The sequence below is a fragment of the Nocardioides cavernae genome (assembly GCF_016907475.1).
GTDB classification, from domain to species: Bacteria; Actinomycetota; Actinomycetes; order Propionibacteriales; family Nocardioidaceae; genus Nocardioides; species Nocardioides cavernae.
This window is the reverse complement of record NZ_JAFBCA010000001.1, coordinates 1,489,040-1,505,543: the sequence shown is the minus strand read 5'-3', so window position 1 is coordinate 1,505,543 and position 16,504 is coordinate 1,489,040. Positions and strand designations below refer to the sequence as shown.

Sequence of the window (16,504 nt, the reverse complement as noted above, 5' to 3'; positions counted from 1 at the left end):
CGCGAAGTCCGGTCAGCCGCCCGTACCGACGCGGGCCTGAGCCTCGACGGTACGTCCCACGCGGTCCACCAGCAGGGCCATCTCGTAGCCCACCTGGCCGATGTCGGCCTCCTCGGTCGTGAGCACGGTGAGGTTGGAGCCGTCACCGACGCTCATGAGCATCAGGAAGCCCATCTCCATCTCGACGATGGTCTGCATCACCGAGCCGCCCTCGAAGAGGCGGGCGGCGCCGACCGCGAGGCTGGCCAGACCGGAGGAGACGGCCGCGACCTGCTCGGCGCGCTCTCCCGGGATGCTGGTGCTCGAGGCCATGAGGAGACCGTCCGCGGACACGAGGATCGCGTGCGCCGCGTCGGGTACGTCGTCGACGAATCGCGACATCACCCAGTCGAGGTCTCGGTCGTCACCAGCCGTGCTGGCGACGGGGGCGGCGGAGGTGTCGTGAATCATGAGGGGCCTGCTTCCGTGTGCTGGGTGGAACTCTGGGCTGCTCGGCGACCGCGGGAGACTCCTGCGGTGTGAGCCTGGAGACGGCGTCGGATTGCTTCGGGGTCACGCGTCTTGGCGGCCGTGGGCGGGGTCACGCTACCGGGCACGAGACGCTCACCGGGGGCACGTCGCGGAAGTCCGACCGGCGTGGACTCGACGACCGGCGCCGGCTCCGAGACGTGCTCGGCGATCTCCCAGCCACGGTCGACCTCGGTCTCGTGCCACTCGCCCTTGCCCTCGCCGTCGAGCCAGCCGGAGCGCATCGACTTGAAGATCGGGGACTCGCCACCGGCGCGGGCCGGTTCGGCAGCGTGCGACAGGCCGTTCGAGCCGTGACCGTTCGAGCCGTGGCCGTTCGAGCCGTGGCCGTTCGTGCCGTTGGTACCGTGGCCGTTGAGGCCGTGGCCGTCGGTGAGCAGCGCGGCGGCGTCGTACGACGGCACCGGCTCGAGCTCGGGCTCGGCGTGCTCCTCGAGCTGGGGCTCGGGCTCGGCCACGGGCTCGGCCGCGACCTCGCTGACGGGCTCCGGCTCGGGCTGGTCGACCGTCTGGTCGGCCGGCTGGTCGGCCGGCTGGTCGACGGGCTCCGCCGGACGGGCAGGGGCTCCGAGACCCAGCGGGTCGTCGGCGTCGACCTCGACCTCGTCCTGCACCTCGACCTCGTCGGCCTGGGCCGCGGGCTCGGGCTGGACGTCGGCCTCGGGCTGGACGTCGACCTCGGCGATGGGCTCGGACTGCACGGCGGCAGCGGGCTCGTCGAAGGCGTCGGCGGGCAGCGGGTCGGACAACGGGTCGGACAGCGGGTCGTGGGCCCGGGCGGGCTGCTCGACGGACTGCTCGACCGGCTGCTCGGGCTGCTCGACGGACTGCTCGACCGGCGGCTCGGACGGCTCCTCGGCGGGAGTCTCGGCGGAGGCCTCGGCGCTCCGCGCCTCCTGCTCGGCCTGCGCTCGCTGGCGCGAGGCCAGGGCGGTGATCGGGACGACGCGGGCGACCTTCTCGGCGCGCTCGGTCGGCGCGGCCTCGTCACCGGCGGCGTCCGCCTCGGCGGCGGGTGCGGCGGTGTCGGCACGCTTGCCGAAGAGCGGGCCCGTGGCGCCGGAGGTCTCCGGCGGCAGGAATGCGTCGGCACCCGTGCGGGGCATGTTGGCGCCGGGGTCGCGGCGCGGCAGGAGGCTGCCGAGCGGCGGACGGTCCGGGGTCGGCTCCGACGAGGACGCGGCAGCGGCCGGCGCGCTCGACGCGTCGTCCGCGGCGGTCGTCGTACCGGTCGCGGCCGGCAGCGGCTCCAGGTCGGCCTCCGCCTTGGCGGACTTGGCCTTGGCCTTGGCCTCGGAGGCGGCGGCGCGCTCGGCGGCCTTCGCCTCGGCCTTCTCGGCGCGGGCCCGGTTGCGCGCCTCCCGCTTGGAGACGACCGGGCCGGCTGCCGCGGCACCGACGAGCTCGGCCGAGCCCGTCGACGTGGTGGCCGGGGCCGATGGAGCAGCCGTGGTGGTCGCGACCGGGGCGGCGGGCGCACCGGACTGCGACACGTCGGGGAGCACGGACAGCGGGAGCAGGACGCTGGCCGTCATGCCGCCACCCGGGTTGCGGGCCAGGTGGGCGGTGATGTCGTGGCGCTCGGCGAGGCGCGACACCACGAACAGGCCCATGCGGCGGGCGGTGTCGGGCGTGGCCTCGGCACCGTGCTGGAGGTCGCCGTTGAGCTGCTCGAGCTCGGCCGGGGGCACGCCCAGGCCGGAGTCGGTGATCGTGATGGTGACGCCCTCGGGGCCCTGCTTGGCGGCCAGGCGCACCGGCTCGGCCGGCGGCGAGAAGCTGAGCGCGTTGTCGACCAGCTCGGTGAGCAGGTGGACGACGTCGGGCGCGGCCTCGTCACCGACGCGGGTGTTGAGGTTGGAGAGGATCTGCACGCGCTGGTAGTCCTGCACACCGGACGTCGCGGCCTGCAGCGCCTCGCCGACGGTGAGGCTGAACTGGCCGGCGGCACGGTTCGGGGCGTCGGCCAGGATCAGCAGGGAGTCGGCCGTACGACGCATGCGCGAGGCGAGGTGGTCGAGGCGGAACAGCGACTCGAGGCGCTTGGGGTCCTCTTCGTCGTGCTCGAGGCGCTCGATCTGCGCGAGCTGCTGGTTGACCAGCGAGGTCGAGCGGCGCGACAGCGTCACGAACATCGCGTTGACGGTCTGGCGGAGCTGGGCCTCGCCCGAGGCGAGGTGGATGGCCTGGCGGTGGAGGTCGTCGACCGCTCGCGCGACCTGGCCGATCTCCTCGTTGGTGTGGACGTCGATCGTCTTGATCGGCTCCGGCTCCTGGCCGGCGCGGATCCGGGCGACCGCGTCGGGCAGGCGGTGGCGGGCCACCGCGAGGGCGCCGTCGCGGACCTTGCCGATCGGGCCGAGGAGGCTGCGGGCGATGAAGAACGCGAGGGCGATCGCCGCGGCGAGCGCGAGGAGCGTGAGCACGGCGCCGATGAGGGCGTTGCGCTGGGCGACACCGGCCGCGTCGTCGAGGGTCTTGGTCACACCGCTGACGAGCGTCTCGGTGATCTCGTCGTACGGCGCGTAGGCGTCGCGTCCGTCGAGGTCGGTGGCGGCGTCGTCGCGGATCTGCCCGGCGTGGCGGGTGTTCTGCTGGCGCAGGAGGGCGGTCTGGTCGTCCGCGCCCTCGACGGATCCGGCGAGACGGTCGATGGCCGCGGCCTCGACGCCGATCTCGGAGAAGAGCTCCTGCGAGCTGGACTGCGACAGCGTGGTCGCGAGCAGGCCCTGCTGGAGGGCGAGGGACAGGCGACCGCTCATGGCCTGGGAGAGCTGCTCGAGACGGGGCTCGGGCGTCTCCTGGGCGGCGTTCACGGTGGTGATGAGCTGGGAGACGCTGGACTCGAGCTGACGCACGAGGGCGATCCAGGTGGCCGGGCCGAGCGTCTCGGCACCCTCGCCGCGCATGGCCTGGCTGAGGTCGAGCAGCGCGTTGACGTGGGCGGTCTGCAGCTCGTCGAGCTCGGCCCCGTCGCGGGCCTGGACCAGCGCCTCGGCGTTCGTGGAGATGTCGCTGATCGCGTCGATCAGGTCGCCCTGGCTGGCGGCGCTGTCGGACTGCGCGGCCACCATCGCGGTCTCGGACGCGGTCAGGTAGTCCACCGCGGGCTGGATGATCGTGACCTGCTGGGCGCTCCGCGCAGCCTGGCGCGAGTCGCCGTAGTCGCCGGCCACGCGCAGGCCACCGAGGACGGCAGCGAGCAGCAGCGGGATCGCCAGTGCCAGGGCCATCTTCCGGCCCAGTGGCCAACCGGCGACCGAGAGTCCCGCGCCCTTCCGGGCCTGGGCTGCATCCTGAGTCATGTGTGCCTCGCGTGAGTGTGAGCGACTACGTCGTAAGTGCAGAACACCGATCGGGGACCGGCGCAGGCTCAACCTAAGGAGTTCGGCGACATTCCGTGGCGTTTTCCGAGAACTCGGGTCACGGCGGTGTAAGGAGCAATTCGGGGCCTCTGCCCTTCCGCCCCGGCGCGCTCAGGCCCGCTCGGACCAGACCCGGCGCGTCGGACGACCAGAAGTCGGGTACGCCGCCATCTGTCCCGCTCAGATCACGGCCGCTCGCTGACTTGTGGTCGTCCGACGCGCCGCGCGTACGTCGTTGGCGTACCCCGGGCCCACCCCTCAGGAGCGGACATGCATCCGTTCGCCCTGGGGGCCGAAGATCGCCAGCACCTCGGCGGGCGTCGGCCCCGGGTTGCCGATCCAGTGGGGCGTGCGGGTGTCGAACTCGGCCACCTCGCCGGGCTCGAGCACCAGGTCGCGGGTCCCGAGCACCAGCCGGACCTTGCCGCTGAGGACGTAGAGCCACTCGTAGCCCTCGTGGGTCTGCAACGTCGGGCGCGGGTCCTTCTCGACCGGCATCACCATCTTGAAGGACTGCAGCCCCCCGGGCCGGCGGGTCAGCGAGATGAAGGTGCGTCCGTGCCGCACCACCGGCTTGGAGCGGATCCGCGGGTCACCGGTCTCGGGCGCGTCGACCAGCTCGTCGAGGGCGACGCGGTGGGCCCGGGCCAGCGGCAGCAGCAGCTCGAGGGTGGGCTTGCGCTGGCCGGACTCCAGCCGCGACAGGGTGCTCACCGAGATGCCGGTCTCCTCGGCGAGGTCGGTCAGGGTCGCCTCCCGCTCGAGCCGCAGCTGGCGCAGCCGCGGACCGACGGCGCGCAGCACTCCTTCGTCGTCCATGCCCCCAGTTTGCCACTCCAGCAAGATTGTTTGTCAATCGCGCACGGCCCCTGCATGCTCGGTGACATGAGTGAGAACGAGACGTACGACGTGGTGGTCATCGGTGGTGGCGCGGCCGGGCTGAGCGGTGCGATGGCGCTGGGCAGGTCGAGGCGTTCGGTGCTGGTCATCGACGCCGGCGAGCCCCGCAACGCCCCCGCCGCCCACGCCCACAACTACCTGGGCCGCGAGGGCGTCCCCCCGCTGCAGCTGCTCGAGGACGGCCGCGCCGAGGTGGCGGCGTACGGCGTCGAGGTGCTGACCGACCGGGTGGTCGGTCTGTCCGGCGCTGCCGACTCCTTCCTGGTCACCACGGAGGGTGGTCGGAGGTACGGCGCCCGGCGGGTGCTGGTCACCGGCGGCGTCGTCGACGAGCTGCCCGACGTGCCGGGGCTGGCCGAGCGGTGGGGCGTCGACGTGCTGCACTGCCCCTACTGCCACGGCTGGGAGGTGCGCGACCAGGCGATCGCCGTCCTCGCGACGACCCCGATGGCCGCACACCAGGCGCTGCTGTTCCGTCAGCTGTCAGACGACGTCGTGGTGGTCGTCCACGACGGCGTCGAGCTGCCCCCGGAGGAGACGGAGAAGCTCGGCGCGATCGGCGTGCGCTTCGCCCACGGCACCCCGCAGGAGGTCGTCACCGACGGCGACGACCTCGTCGGGCTGCGACTGGCGGACGGAACGGTCCTCGAGCGGGACGCGATCGTCGTCGCGTCGAAGCCCCACGTGCGTGCCGACTTCCTCGGCCCGGTGGGCATCGAGCCCAAGCCCTTCGAGATGAACGGCATCGCCTTCGGGTCGGTGATCGAGGTCGAGCCGAGCACGGGAGCGACCACGGTCCCCGGCATCTTCGCTGCCGGCAACGCCACGGACATCGCGATGATCCTGGTCGCCTCCGCGGCCCACGGAACCCGTGTCGGCGCGTGGATCAACGCCGAGCTCGCCAACGCGGACGCGACGACGGCGGTGCAGACGCTCCGCGACGACTTCTTCGAGCAGCCCGCCTGGGAGGGCCGCTACTCGGGTGACCGCGTCTGGAGCGGCCGGGTCAACGTCCAGCTCGAGGCCGAGGCCGCCGACCTCGAGCCGGGACGCGCGCTCGACGTCGGGTGCGGTGAGGGCGGCGACGCCCTGTGGCTGGCGCAGCACGGCTGGCAGGTGACGGCGTCCGACTTCGCCGACGCGGCGCTGGAACGGGTCGCCGAGCACGCCGTGGATGCCGGCGTCGGCGACCGGGTCGAGACCAGGCGCATCGACGTCCGCACCTTCGAGCCCGGCGGCGAGACGTGGGACCTCGTCACCTCACACTTCGTGCACCTGCCCGACGGCGGCATGGTCGATGTCGTACGCCGCCTGGCCTCGGCGGTGGCGCCCGGCGGGACGCTCCTCGTGGTCGGCCACGCGCCGAGCGACGTCCACACCGGCCTGCGGCACGGCCACCACTCGTTCATGCACACCGCCGACCAGCTGATCCCGGCCCTCGACGACTCGTGGGAGGTCGAGGTGTGCGAGTCGCGACCGAGGTCGCAGGCCCATCCGGAGACCGGTGAGGAGATCGACATCGAGGACGCGGTGCTGCGCGCACGACGCGTGCGCTGACCCGACGAGCGGTCAGGCCAGGCCGAGCCGGGCGAGCACCATCGCGGCGAGGCGGTCGACCGGCAGCGCCGGGTCGACGTCCATCCCGTGCTCGTCCGGCTCGAGCGCCTCGAGGGTGTCGAGCTGCGACTCCAGCAGGCTCGGCGGCATGAAGTGGTCGCGGGCGCTCATCCGCTCCAGCAGCAGGTGCTTGTCGCCGGTGGAGTGCACGAAGAACGTGCCCTCGCCCCCGCGCCTCAGCACGTCACGGTAGGCCTTGCGAAGGGCGCTGCAGGCGATGAGCGTCGGCTCGCCGCGGGCGTCGCGCTCGGCGGTCCACTCCGCGAGCGACTCCAGCCACCCCCAGCGGTCGGCGTCCTTGAGCGGGATGCCCTCCCGCATCTTCGCGACGTTCTCCGGCGGGTGGAAGTCGTCGCCCTCGGCGAGCTCCCAGCCCAGCCGCTCCTGGACCGCCCGCGCCACGGTGGACTTCCCCGAGCCGGAGACTCCCATGAAGACGAGGTGGAGCGGCGCGTCGGGTGTTGTCATTTCGGGGTCCCCGCGGCGTTGTTCGCAGGAGGAGCGAAGCGGGGGAGGCGAAGAACGTCGTGGGGTGTTCTCATCCGACGGCCCAGATGCCGAGGGAGAGCACGAAGATCGTGACGCCGAGCGTGGTCTCCATGACGGTCCAGGTCCGCAGGGTCGTCTTGACGTCCATCCCGAAGAACCGGCTGACCAGCCAGAAGCCGGAGTCGTTGACGTGCGAGAGCACGGTCGCGCCGGCCGCGATCGCCAGCACGAGGGCGACGAGCTGGAGGCTGGACGGGTCGGCGGCAGCGACGCCGGCGGAGATCAGGCCGGCCGTGGTGGTCAGCGCGACGGTCGCCGAGCCCTGCGCGACCCGCAGGATCGTGGCGATGACGAACGCGCTCACGATGAGCGGCAGGCCGAGGTCGGCGAGGGAGTCGGAGAGCGCGTCGCCGATGCCGCTGTAGCGGAGCACGCCGCCGAACATGCCGCCGGCGCCGGTGATGAGGATGATCGCGCAGATCGGGCCCAGCGCGTCGTTGAGCAGCGTCTCGACCTCCTCGCGCGAGTAGCGGCGGATCGCGAGGGTGTAGGTCGCGACGAGCAGCGCGATCAGCAGCGCGACCGGGGTCTGGCCGACGAAGATCACGATGTCGGCCAGCGTGCCCTCCGCGGGGATGCTGCCGTTGGTCCGCAGCGTCGTGAGGACGGTGTTCGCACCGATCAGCACCAGGGGCAGCAGCAGGATCGAGAGGACGTGGGCGAACGCCGGCGGGTTGCTCGTGTCGGGCTCGCGCCCGCCGGTCAGGACCGAGTCGTCGATCGGGACGTAGATCTTGCCGAGCCACCCGACCGTGACGGCGTACACGCCGATGAACCACGCGACGACGGCGACCACCACGCCCACGACCAGGGTGAGGCCGATGCTGGCGCCGATCTCGGTGGCCGCGGTGACGGGCCCCGGGTGCGGAGGCACGATGGCGTGCATGCTGGCGAACGCGCCGGCGGCAGGGAGCGCGTACATCAGGACGGAGCCGCCGAACCGCTTGGCGACCGAGAAGATGATCGGGAGGAAGACGACCAGGCCGGCGTCGAAGAAGATCGGCAGGCCGAAGAGCAGGGCGGCGATGCCCAGCGCCATCGGCGCGCGCTTCTCGCCGAAGCGGCTCACCAGGGTGTCGGCGAGCACCTGCGCGCCGCCCGTCACCTCCAGCAGGCGACCGATCATCACGCCGAGCCCCACGAGCAGGGCCACGGTGCCGAGCGTGGTGCTGAAGGCGGCGATCGCGATGACCGGTACTTCCGGGAGGGGCACGCCGGCAGCGATCGCGGTGCCGAAGCTGACGAGCACGAGCGCCACGAAGGCGTGCATGCGCAGCACGATGATCAGGACGAGCAGGGCGGCGACGGCGGCTGCGGCGATCAGCAGCAGGGTGGCCGAGCCGTAGACGGGGGTCATGGTGTCCACGTAGGAGCCTCCGAGATAGGCGGGGGTGGTCGCACCACCCTAGGTCCCCCACCGGGCCGACCTCCGCGGCGCTCCGCAGGTGCAAGGAGCACTCTCGATCGTCTCCAGATCTCGTCAAGCGCGTGTAGGCCCACCCGGGGCGTGGGTAGTGGACATCCATGATCATCTCCGGCCACCTCCAGCACGATCTTTCGGGCCGCGCAGTGGTCTCCTCCTTCGCGGCCGCCCGCGTCGCCGAGGTCGACGTCCGCCGGCGCGCCGCCGAGGCGAGCATCGACGCCCTCGTCGTGGCCTGGCAGGGCGGCACCGCACGGCACCAGGGCTCGGGCTGGCAGGAGTGGGACAACGCTGCCCACGACGCCATCGACGCGCTGGCGGCGCTCCTCGGGTCGCTGGACCTCGCGCGCCAGGAGCTCGCGGAGCTCGAACAGCGGCCGATGGTCCCGCGCCAGGTCGACAGACGCGAGCTCGACCGCTGACGAGCGGCGTCAGCTACTCACGGCGACCCGCCCGGGTCGGGTGCACGTCGCGTAGACCCCCAGCACCGGCTCACCGGCCCGGTTGGTCGGGCGCTCGCGCACCAGGGCCCTCAGCAGTCGGAGGTCCTTCGCGCCGGTCTCCGGGTGGTGGTCGAGGACGGCGCACCGCGGGACCGGTCCGCCGATCCGCACCGTGGCCTCCCCCACCACCACGTCGCGTCCCGCCCACGAGTCCTCGACGTAGGGCGTGTCGGTCTCGACGACCAGCGTCGACCGGAAGCGCGCAGCCTGGTCGGCGAGCGCCTCGTGGCCCGTACGCCGGGCCAGCTCGTGCAGCGACGCCGTGCCGACGACGGTGAGCGGGTCGCCGAACACCACCCCGCCGCGAGGCGCGACCGCGAGCTGCACGCGCCGACCCAGCCAGGCGGAGAGGAGCGCGGCGTGCGGACCGTCGGTGAGCTCGAGGTCGACGCGACGGCCCCAGTAGTCACAGGTGATCGTCCGGCCGATCCTGTCGGCTCGCGCGACCACGGACGCTCCGGTCGGGAGCGTCAGTCCGAGGACGTCCCCGTCCGCCCGCGCCACCACGCCGATCAGCACCGGGTGCTGCACCGTCCTCAGGACGCGCGCGGCGTCGACGTCGACCAGGCAGTAGGACCGGTCGCCGATGGCGCCCCGCTCGTCGAGGTCGACCGCGTCGAGGGCGAGGTGCCGCATGCCCTTGACCGGTGCGAACCCGGCCTGGCGTACGACGAGCTCGGCCGGCATACGGCCATGGTTCCACGCACCGTCGGTCAGGACGGTTCGCGCTCCCCGATCCGCTCCTTGATCTCGGTCTTGAGGACCTTGCCGACCTTCGAGCGCGGCAGGTCGGGCCAGACGTGCACCTCCTTGGGCGCCTTCACCGACCCGATCCGCTGCTTGACGAAGGCCGTCAGGTCGTCGGGGTCGACCGTCGCGCCCGCGTAGGGCTGCACGACGACCACGACGCGCTCGCCCCACTTGTCGTCCGGTCGTCCGACCACCGCGCAGTCCTGCACGGACTCGTGCGCCAGCACCGCCTGCTCGACCTCGGTGGAGTACACGTTGAAGCCGCCCGTGATGATCATGTCCTTGGCCCTGTCGACGATGTGGAGGAAGCCCTCCTCGTCCAGGAACCCGATGTCGCCGGTGTGCAGCCAGCCGTTGCGCAGGGTGCGTGCGGTCTCGTCGGCGTTCTCCCAGTAGCCCGTCATCACCAGCGACGACCGGGCACAGATCTCGCCCCGCTCCCCCGCAGGCACCGGCCGGTCGTCCTTGTCGAGGATCGCGACGATGACCAGGGGCGCCGGGCGGCCGGCGCTGGCGAGACGCTCGGTGGCCACCGACCCGTCCGCACGGAAGTGGTCGGCCGGCGGCATCATCGAGATCATCATCGGCGCCTCGGTCTGCCCGAACAGCTGGGCCATCACCGGCCCGATGCGGGTCAACGCCTCCTCGAGGCGGGACGCCGACATGGGGGCGGCGCCGTACCAGAAGCACTGGAGGCTGCTCAGGTCCGTCGCGTCGAGGTCGGGGCTGCCGAGCACCATGTAGATCAGCGTCGGTGGCAGGAACGTGTGCGTGACGCGGTGCTCGTGCACCAGCCGCAGGAAGCCGGTGACGTCGGGCGCACGCATGATCACCACCTCGCCACCGAGCGAGAGCACCGGGAAGCACAGCACGCCCGCGGCATGGGTGAGCGGAGCGAGCGCGAGATAGACCGGCGGGCCGTCGAAGGGATAGCCCATCAGCGTCAGCGCCGTCATGGTCTCGAGGTTGCCCGGGGTGAGCATCACGCCCTTCGGCCGACCGGTCGTGCCGCCGGTGCCGACGAGCATCGCGAGCTCGTCGGCACCGGGGCGTCCGGGGCGCTCGGGCACCGGCGCGGTGGCACCCGAGGTGAGGAGCTCGGCGAACGACAGCGAGCCGTCGTCCGCCGAGTCCGGGTCGGAGTCGAGGCAGACCCACGTGTGGACCGCCGGCAGCTGGTCGCGGATCGCCGCCACCAGCGGCGCGAAGCCCGACTGGTAGAGCACGACCTCCGCGCCGAAGAGCTCGAGGAGCTCCTGGTTCTCCGCGGCCTCGTTGCGCGGGTTGATCGGGCACCACACGCCTCCCGCCCGGCTGATCCCGAAGACGCAGGTGAACGCGACCGGGTCGTTGGCCGAGAGGATCGCGACGCGCGCCCCCACCCTGAGGCCGCGTCCGACCAGGGCCGCGGCGACCTGGTGCGACAGCCCCACCACGTCGGCGTACGACATCGTGGTGCCGTCGGTGGTCAGGCACGGTCGGTCCGGGCCCAGGCTCGCGCCCTTGTCGAGGTAGTCGTGCAGCCGCATGTCGGTCCCGGCCTAGTCCTGGGTCGTGAGCACCGGCGGGGAGACCAGGCCGAAGGTCCGCAGCACCCCGAGCAGCTCGTGGTGGCCGAACGCCTGGCACCCGGACGCGAAGCCGACGCGGCGCGGAGGCTGCTGCAGGAGCGAGTACGCGGCGTACGCCTGCATGAGTCCGGTCTGCTTGTAGTTGGAGTTGCCGTGGATCACGCAGTGCGCGCGCCCGAGGGGCCCGGAGGCGTGCACGGAGTCGAGGGACTTGTTGACGCGCGGGTTCTCGCGCGGCGGCATCTGGTCCATCACCTGGCGCGCGGTGGCGGTGAGAGCGGCCGCCTTGTCCTCCGCGCTCATCTCCTTGGTGGCCTCGAGCGCGCCGGCGACGATCTGGGGCACGCCGTTCATCAGGGCTGCGTTGAACACGCCGCCCTGCGCCTTGCAGTTGGCCACCCGCGGGTCGCGCTTGAACCACACGGGGTGCGACGTGCCGCCCCACGGCAGCGACAGCGCGAGGTCGTGCTGGCCGGGCACCACGAGCGACACGAGGCCCTGACCGGGGTCCCAGGGGACGTACGCGTTCTGGTCGAGGAAGTGCGCGGCCGAGTTCGCGGCGTTGACGAGGATCGTCTCGGTCGACGCGATGGTCGGCGAGCCGCCCCAGAAGACCGCGATGTCGAGGGTGTCGAGGCCGGGCTTCTCCAGGCAGAGCTGCGCGGCGATCTCGCCGGTGGTGTACATCTGAGCGATGCCCGGCGAGAGCAGCAGGCCCGCCTCGGCGTACTTGTCACCCCACTGGTCGTCGCAGTCCATCAACCAGTCCTGCTCGCCGGTGGTGTCGGTGTAGTGGACGCCGGCCTTCAGCGCCGCCTCGACGACGGTGGGGCCGAGGGTGCTGAACGGGCCGACGGTGTTGCACACGACCGAGGCGCCGTCGAACAGCTCGGCGAGGCTCTCGACGTCGTGGTCGACGGTGCGGATCTCGTAGTCGGCGGTCTCGATGCCGGCGACGTTGGTGGCCAGGGACGACTCGAGCTTCTCCTGGCTGCGGCCGGCCGCGATGAACGGCACGTGGTACTCGCGGAGGTACTCGCAGATCAGGCGGCCGGTGTAGCCCGACGCTCCGTAGACGACGACCTTCTTCTCGCTCATGACTGTGCTCTCCTGGTCTCGGGTGGTCCGGTCACATGCCCATGCCGCCGTCGACAGGGATGCCGGCGCCGTTGATGAATCGGGACTGGTCGGAGGCGAGGAAGACGACGGCGTCGGCCATGTCCTCGACCTCGCCGAGGCGGCCTGACGGGGTCAGCTCGATGACCGCGCCGACCGCCTCCTCGGGGCTGCCGTAGAGCCCGAGGCTCGCCATGTCGTTGGCGAGGCCGGCACCCATGGCGGTGGGGACGAGGCCCGGGTAGATGCAGTTGACGCGTACGCCGTAGCCGAGCTTGCCGGACTCCATCGCCGCCACCCGGGTCATCCGGTCCACCGCGGACTTGGTGCCGGAGTAGATGGAGATCGCCGGGAACGCGATGGTCGCGGCGACCGACGAGATGTTGATGATCGAGCCGCCCGTGCCGGCCGCGCCGCCCGGCCGCATGGTGCGCAGCCCGTGCTTCAGGCCGAGGGCCGTGCCGAGCACGTTGACGTCGAGCATCTTGCGGATGTCGTCGACCTGCACCTCGGTGATGAGGCTGCTGATCTCGATGCCGGCGTTGTTGACGAGGACGTCGAGGCCGCCGAGCTGCTCGACGGTCGACGCGGTGGCCGACTCCCAGCCGGCGTCGTCGCTGACGTCGAGGCGTACGAACCCGTGCCCGTCGCCGAGGCTCGCGGCCGTGTCGGCACCCGCCTCGTTGACGTCGGCGATCATCACCTTCGCCCCGGCTGCGGCCAGCGCGCGGGCCATGCCCTCCCCGAGGCCCTGGGCACCTCCCGTCACGAGTGCGACGCGTCCGGTCAGGTCGGTTGCGGTCATCGAGGTCTCCTCGGGTAGCGGTGCGGTCGGGTGATGGCGATCACACTGACGCGAGTTCTTGACAACTGTCAAGGAAATCTTTGGTCACATGTCAAGACGAATGCGAGTCCCCGGTTCCACGCACCGTGCGGCGCGTACGATGCGGGCGTGCCTGCCTCGTCCTCTGCCTCCGTCGCCGACCCGATGGCGTCGGCGGCTGCGCGCGTCAGCAAGCACGAGGACCGCCGCGACCAGCTCGCGGAGTCGGCCCTGGTCACCCTCGGCAAGCTGGGCTACGCGAAGACCTCGCTGCGCGAGATCGCGCAGCACTCGCCGTTCTCGCACGGCGTCGTGCACTACTACTTCTCCAACAAGGAGGAGCTGATCACCTACTGCGTGCGCTACTACAAGCGCACGTGCGTGACGCGCTACGACGCGATCGTGGCTTCGTCGACGTCCGCCGACGAGCTCCAGGAGCGGTTCGCCGCGAAGCTGGCCGAGACCATCCGCGAGGAGGGTCCGATGCACCAGCTCTGGTACGACCTGCGCAACCAGTCGATGTTCGAGCCGGCGCTGCGCGAGGTGGTCCTCGAGATCGACGGCCAGCTCGAGCAGATGATCTGGCGCGTGGTGACCCGCTACTCCGAGCTCGCCGGCAGGCGGGCGGCACTCGACCCGGCGACGACCTACGGCATGCTCGACGGCCTGTTCGCCCAGGCGCTGCTGCTCTGGGCGACCGGCCCGACCGAGGACCGCGAGGACGTGCTGTCGGTGCTCACCAACCGCGTCGATGCGCTGATGCCGTCGCTCCTGGCCTGACCGGGACGCCTGCACCTCGCGCACAGATCGCATTGCCCGTCTGCGGCGCCCGAGTGTCGGCCACACTGTCCCGGTGCCCCGTTCCGCGACGACCGTGACGATCGCAGCCACCGCCGCGATGCTGGCTGCGGTCGTGGCGTGGCACCCGGCCGAGCAGCTCGACCCCGTGCGGCGTGCGGTGGGACTGGGGCCTGACCGGCCGCTGCCGGCGCCCAGCGTCGTACGACAGGGCGGGACCTTCGCCTGGGCGATGACCCAGCCGGGCAGCGACGAGCCGGTCGGCTGGGACCCGTGCGAGCAGGTCCGCTACCGGATCAACCCGGCCGGCGAGCCGCCCGGCGGGAGCGAGCTGGTCCGCCGGGCACTGGACCGGGCGAGCGCGGCGACGGGGCTGGAGTTCACCGACGAGGGCGAGACCGACGACCGGCCGTTCCCCGGCGGCGTGAAGCTCTTCGGGCGCCCGGACCCGGTCGTCATCGGCTGGGCCGACGCCGCGGAGTACCCCGACCTCGCCGGCCAGGTCGCCGGAGTGGGCGGTGCCGTCGCCGAGCGCGGCAGCAGTGGGCGGCTCCGGTTCGTCAGCGGAGGCATCGTCCTCGACGTCGAGGCGTTCACCGCCTCGGCCGTCGCGCAGCAGCCACGGGTGATGGAGGGGATCGTCCTCCACGAGGTCGCCCACGTCGTCGGGCTCGGTCACGTCAGCGAGCCGATGGAGCTGATGTACGCCTCCAACATCGGGCAGGTCGAGCTCGGGCCCGGCGACCGGGAGGGCCTCGCCCGCCTCGGCTCCCTCCCCTGCCGCTGAGGATCTCGGCCCGTCCCGAGACCCGACCAGCGTAGGCAGTTGGGACCGCTGCCCGCGGCCACCACGCTCGGCCCGCTGCCCCGAACGGCGAACTGCCTACGTTGCTCGCCCAGGAGCGCGCACGTGCGGCGGCCGTGGCCCTCAAACGCGCTCGACGGGGGCCCACATCCACCGCACGTGCGAGCTCAGGGCGTGCACCATGCAGGCAGTTCGCGCGTCCGGCTCCGGGTCCCACGCTCAGTCGGCCGCCGCGAGTCACGAACTGCCTGCACGGTGCTGGCCCGCGGACGTCAGGGCGCTCGGTTGCCCCGCGCGTCCTCCTGCTCGACGAGCTCGGAGAGGTCCTTGAGCCGGTCGAGCCCGCGGACCGCACGCGACATGCGGTGGTTGCCCTCGAACGTCTCGCGGTGCCGGTCGAGGAACCACCAGTAGCCCGCGCTGAACGGGCACGCGTCCTCCCCCACCCGCACCTTGGGGTCGAAGCGGCACGACCCGCAGTGGTCGCTCATCGTGTTGATGTAGGCGCCGCCCGACGTGTAGGGCTTCGTCATCATCTGGCCACCGTCGGCGTGCTGCGACATCCCGACGATGTTGGGCACCATCACCCAGTCGTAGCCGTCGACGAACGCCCGGTGGAACCAGTCGGTGACCTGCGTCGGCGCCCACCCGCGCTGCAGAGCGTACGACCCCAGCACCATGAGCCGCGGGATGTGGTGCACCCAGCCGTGCTCCGCGACCTGGTCGAGGGTGTGGGAGAGGCAGCGCGCGTCGGTCGCCGCCCCGTCGAGCTCGGCGAACCACTGCGGGATCCGCTCCTGGGCGGCCAGCGAGTTCTCGCGGCGGTAGCCGTCGCCCATGTGCCAGTAGACGTGCCAGACGTAGTCGCGCCACCCGATGACCTGGCGGACGAAGCCCTCGACGCTCTCGATCGGCGCCGCGCCGCTGCGGTAGGCCTCCTCCGCCCGTTCGACGACCTCGAGCGGGTCGAGCAGGCCGAGGTTCATCGGCGCGCTGATCAGGCTGTGCGCCATCCACGGGTCGCCCTCGAGGATCGCGTCCTCGTGCGCCCCGAACTCCGGCAGCCGGTGCTCCACGAAGTGCTCGAGCGCCGCCAGCGCCTGGCGCCGGGTGGCCGGGAAGATCCGCGGCCCGTCACGTCCGATGAACGACACCTCGCCGTCGCGCTCCCAGCGGTCGAGGTCCTCGCGCACCTGCGCGTCGATGTCGTCCTCGCTCGGCCACCAGGGCTCGGTGACCCCGAGCGTGTCGGCGCCCTTCGGTGGCGGCTGCCGGTTGTCGTGGTCGAAGTTCCACTGGCCGCCGGCCGGCTCGCCGGCGTCGAGGAGCACGCCGTGCGCCTGGCGCGCCCGCCGGTAGAAGTCCTCCATCAGCAGCCGCTTGCCGCGACGTCCCTCGGCCCAGCGCTCGAAGTCCTCCCGCGCGGTGGCGAAGCCGCGAGGTGGCAGGACGGTGCAGCCGAGCCGCTCGACCAGCCCCAGCGCGGCGTACGACGTCGGGTGCACGACCTCGACGTCACCGCCGACCTCGCGCACCACCTCGGCGTACGTCTCCGCCTGCACGTAGGTCAGCCGGTCGCCGAGCTCGGCGGCACGGTGCCGCATCGCGCTCAGCACGAGGTGCGCCTTGGCCCGGTGGAAGCGGCGACGACGGAGGACACCGATCGACTCCACCATCAGCAGCGGGCCGCGGTGGTCGTCGACGAAGTGCGGTCCGAGCTGGTCGCCGAAGAGCCACCGCGTCGTCATGCGGCCAG

The 16,504-nt window shown here is 72.2% G+C and carries 14 protein-coding genes; 4 read left to right on the top strand and 10 right to left on the bottom strand.

The annotated features are described in order from the left end of the window. Window positions 1-12: 12 nt before the first annotated feature. The 3 genes from JOD65_RS06975 to JOD65_RS06965 form a co-directional block, all read right to left on the bottom strand. Window positions 13-450 (bottom strand): roadblock/LC7 domain-containing protein, encoded by a 438-nt coding sequence (locus JOD65_RS06975; RefSeq protein WP_191193113.1) that lies wholly within the window; start codon window positions 448-450, stop codon window positions 13-15. Continuing rightward, window positions 447-3,833 carry an ATP-binding protein gene (locus tag JOD65_RS06970; RefSeq protein WP_191193114.1) on the bottom strand — a complete coding sequence of 1,129 codons (3,387 nt, stop codon included), beginning with the start codon at window positions 3,831-3,833 and terminating at the stop codon, window positions 447-449. The genes JOD65_RS06975 and JOD65_RS06970 overlap by 4 nt, the downstream gene beginning before the upstream one ends. Window positions 3,834-4,151: 318 nt before the next feature. After that, on the bottom strand, window positions 4,152-4,712 hold the full coding sequence (locus JOD65_RS06965; protein WP_191193115.1) for a helix-turn-helix domain-containing protein: 561 nt from the start codon (window positions 4,710-4,712) through the stop codon (window positions 4,152-4,154). 66 nt (window positions 4,713-4,778) lie between these two features. On the opposite strand from JOD65_RS06965, the gene JOD65_RS23145 reads away from it, so the two are divergent. Beyond that, window positions 4,779-6,350, top strand: coding sequence for a bifunctional NAD(P)/FAD-dependent oxidoreductase/class I SAM-dependent methyltransferase (locus JOD65_RS23145; protein WP_191193116.1), 1,572 nt, complete (start codon window positions 4,779-4,781; stop codon window positions 6,348-6,350). Between the two features lie 12 nt (window positions 6,351-6,362). On the opposite strand, the gene JOD65_RS06955 is transcribed toward JOD65_RS23145, so the two are convergent. Next, window positions 6,363-6,878: a gluconokinase gene (locus JOD65_RS06955; RefSeq protein ID WP_191193117.1), complete on the bottom strand. Its 516-nt coding sequence runs from the start codon at window positions 6,876-6,878 to the stop codon at window positions 6,363-6,365. Window positions 6,879-6,948: 70 nt separating this feature from the next. Continuing rightward, window positions 6,949-8,316 carry a GntP family permease gene (locus JOD65_RS06950; protein ID WP_224747232.1) on the bottom strand — a complete coding sequence of 456 codons (1,368 nt, stop codon included), beginning with the start codon at window positions 8,314-8,316 and terminating at the stop codon, window positions 6,949-6,951. 167 nt (window positions 8,317-8,483) lie between these two features. On the opposite strand from JOD65_RS06950, the gene JOD65_RS06945 reads away from it, so the two are divergent. Next, window positions 8,484-8,804, top strand: a complete 321-nt coding sequence (locus JOD65_RS06945) for a hypothetical protein (protein ID WP_191193119.1) — start codon at window positions 8,484-8,486, stop codon at window positions 8,802-8,804. A 9-nt stretch (window positions 8,805-8,813) separates the two neighbouring features. On the opposite strand, the gene JOD65_RS06940 is transcribed toward JOD65_RS06945, so the two are convergent. Genes JOD65_RS06940 through JOD65_RS06925 form a run of 4 tightly spaced genes read right to left on the bottom strand, consistent with a single transcriptional unit; the run spans window position 8,814 to window position 13,127 of the window. Then, window positions 8,814-9,572, bottom strand: coding sequence for an MOSC domain-containing protein (locus JOD65_RS06940; protein WP_191193120.1), 759 nt, complete (start codon window positions 9,570-9,572; stop codon window positions 8,814-8,816). 26 nt (window positions 9,573-9,598) lie between these two features. Next, window positions 9,599-11,164 (bottom strand): acyl-CoA synthetase, encoded by a 1,566-nt coding sequence (locus JOD65_RS06935; RefSeq protein WP_191193121.1) that lies wholly within the window; start codon window positions 11,162-11,164, stop codon window positions 9,599-9,601. A 12-nt stretch (window positions 11,165-11,176) separates the two neighbouring features. Beyond that, window positions 11,177-12,304 carry a DUF5938 domain-containing protein gene (locus JOD65_RS06930; RefSeq protein WP_191193122.1) on the bottom strand — a complete coding sequence of 376 codons (1,128 nt, stop codon included), beginning with the start codon at window positions 12,302-12,304 and terminating at the stop codon, window positions 11,177-11,179. A gap of 31 nt (window positions 12,305-12,335) precedes the next feature. Then, window positions 12,336-13,127, bottom strand: coding sequence for an SDR family NAD(P)-dependent oxidoreductase (locus JOD65_RS06925; RefSeq protein ID WP_191193123.1), 792 nt, complete (start codon window positions 13,125-13,127; stop codon window positions 12,336-12,338). Between the two features lie 147 nt (window positions 13,128-13,274). Here JOD65_RS06925 and JOD65_RS06920 point away from each other — a divergent pair, with 147 nt between their 5' ends. Next, a complete protein-coding gene (locus JOD65_RS06920) occupies window positions 13,275-13,925 on the top strand; it encodes a TetR/AcrR family transcriptional regulator (RefSeq protein WP_307820990.1) in 651 nt (216 codons plus the stop codon). A 73-nt stretch (window positions 13,926-13,998) separates the two neighbouring features. Beyond that, entirely contained in the window at window positions 13,999-14,730 is a 732-nt protein-coding gene (locus JOD65_RS06915; protein WP_191193124.1) for a matrixin family metalloprotease, read from the top strand. A 290-nt stretch (window positions 14,731-15,020) separates the two neighbouring features. Here JOD65_RS06915 and JOD65_RS06910 read toward each other — a convergent pair whose 3' ends face one another. Next, entirely contained in the window at window positions 15,021-16,496 is a 1,476-nt protein-coding gene (locus JOD65_RS06910; protein WP_191193125.1) for a cryptochrome/photolyase family protein, read from the bottom strand. Window positions 16,497-16,504 lie beyond the last annotated feature (8 nt).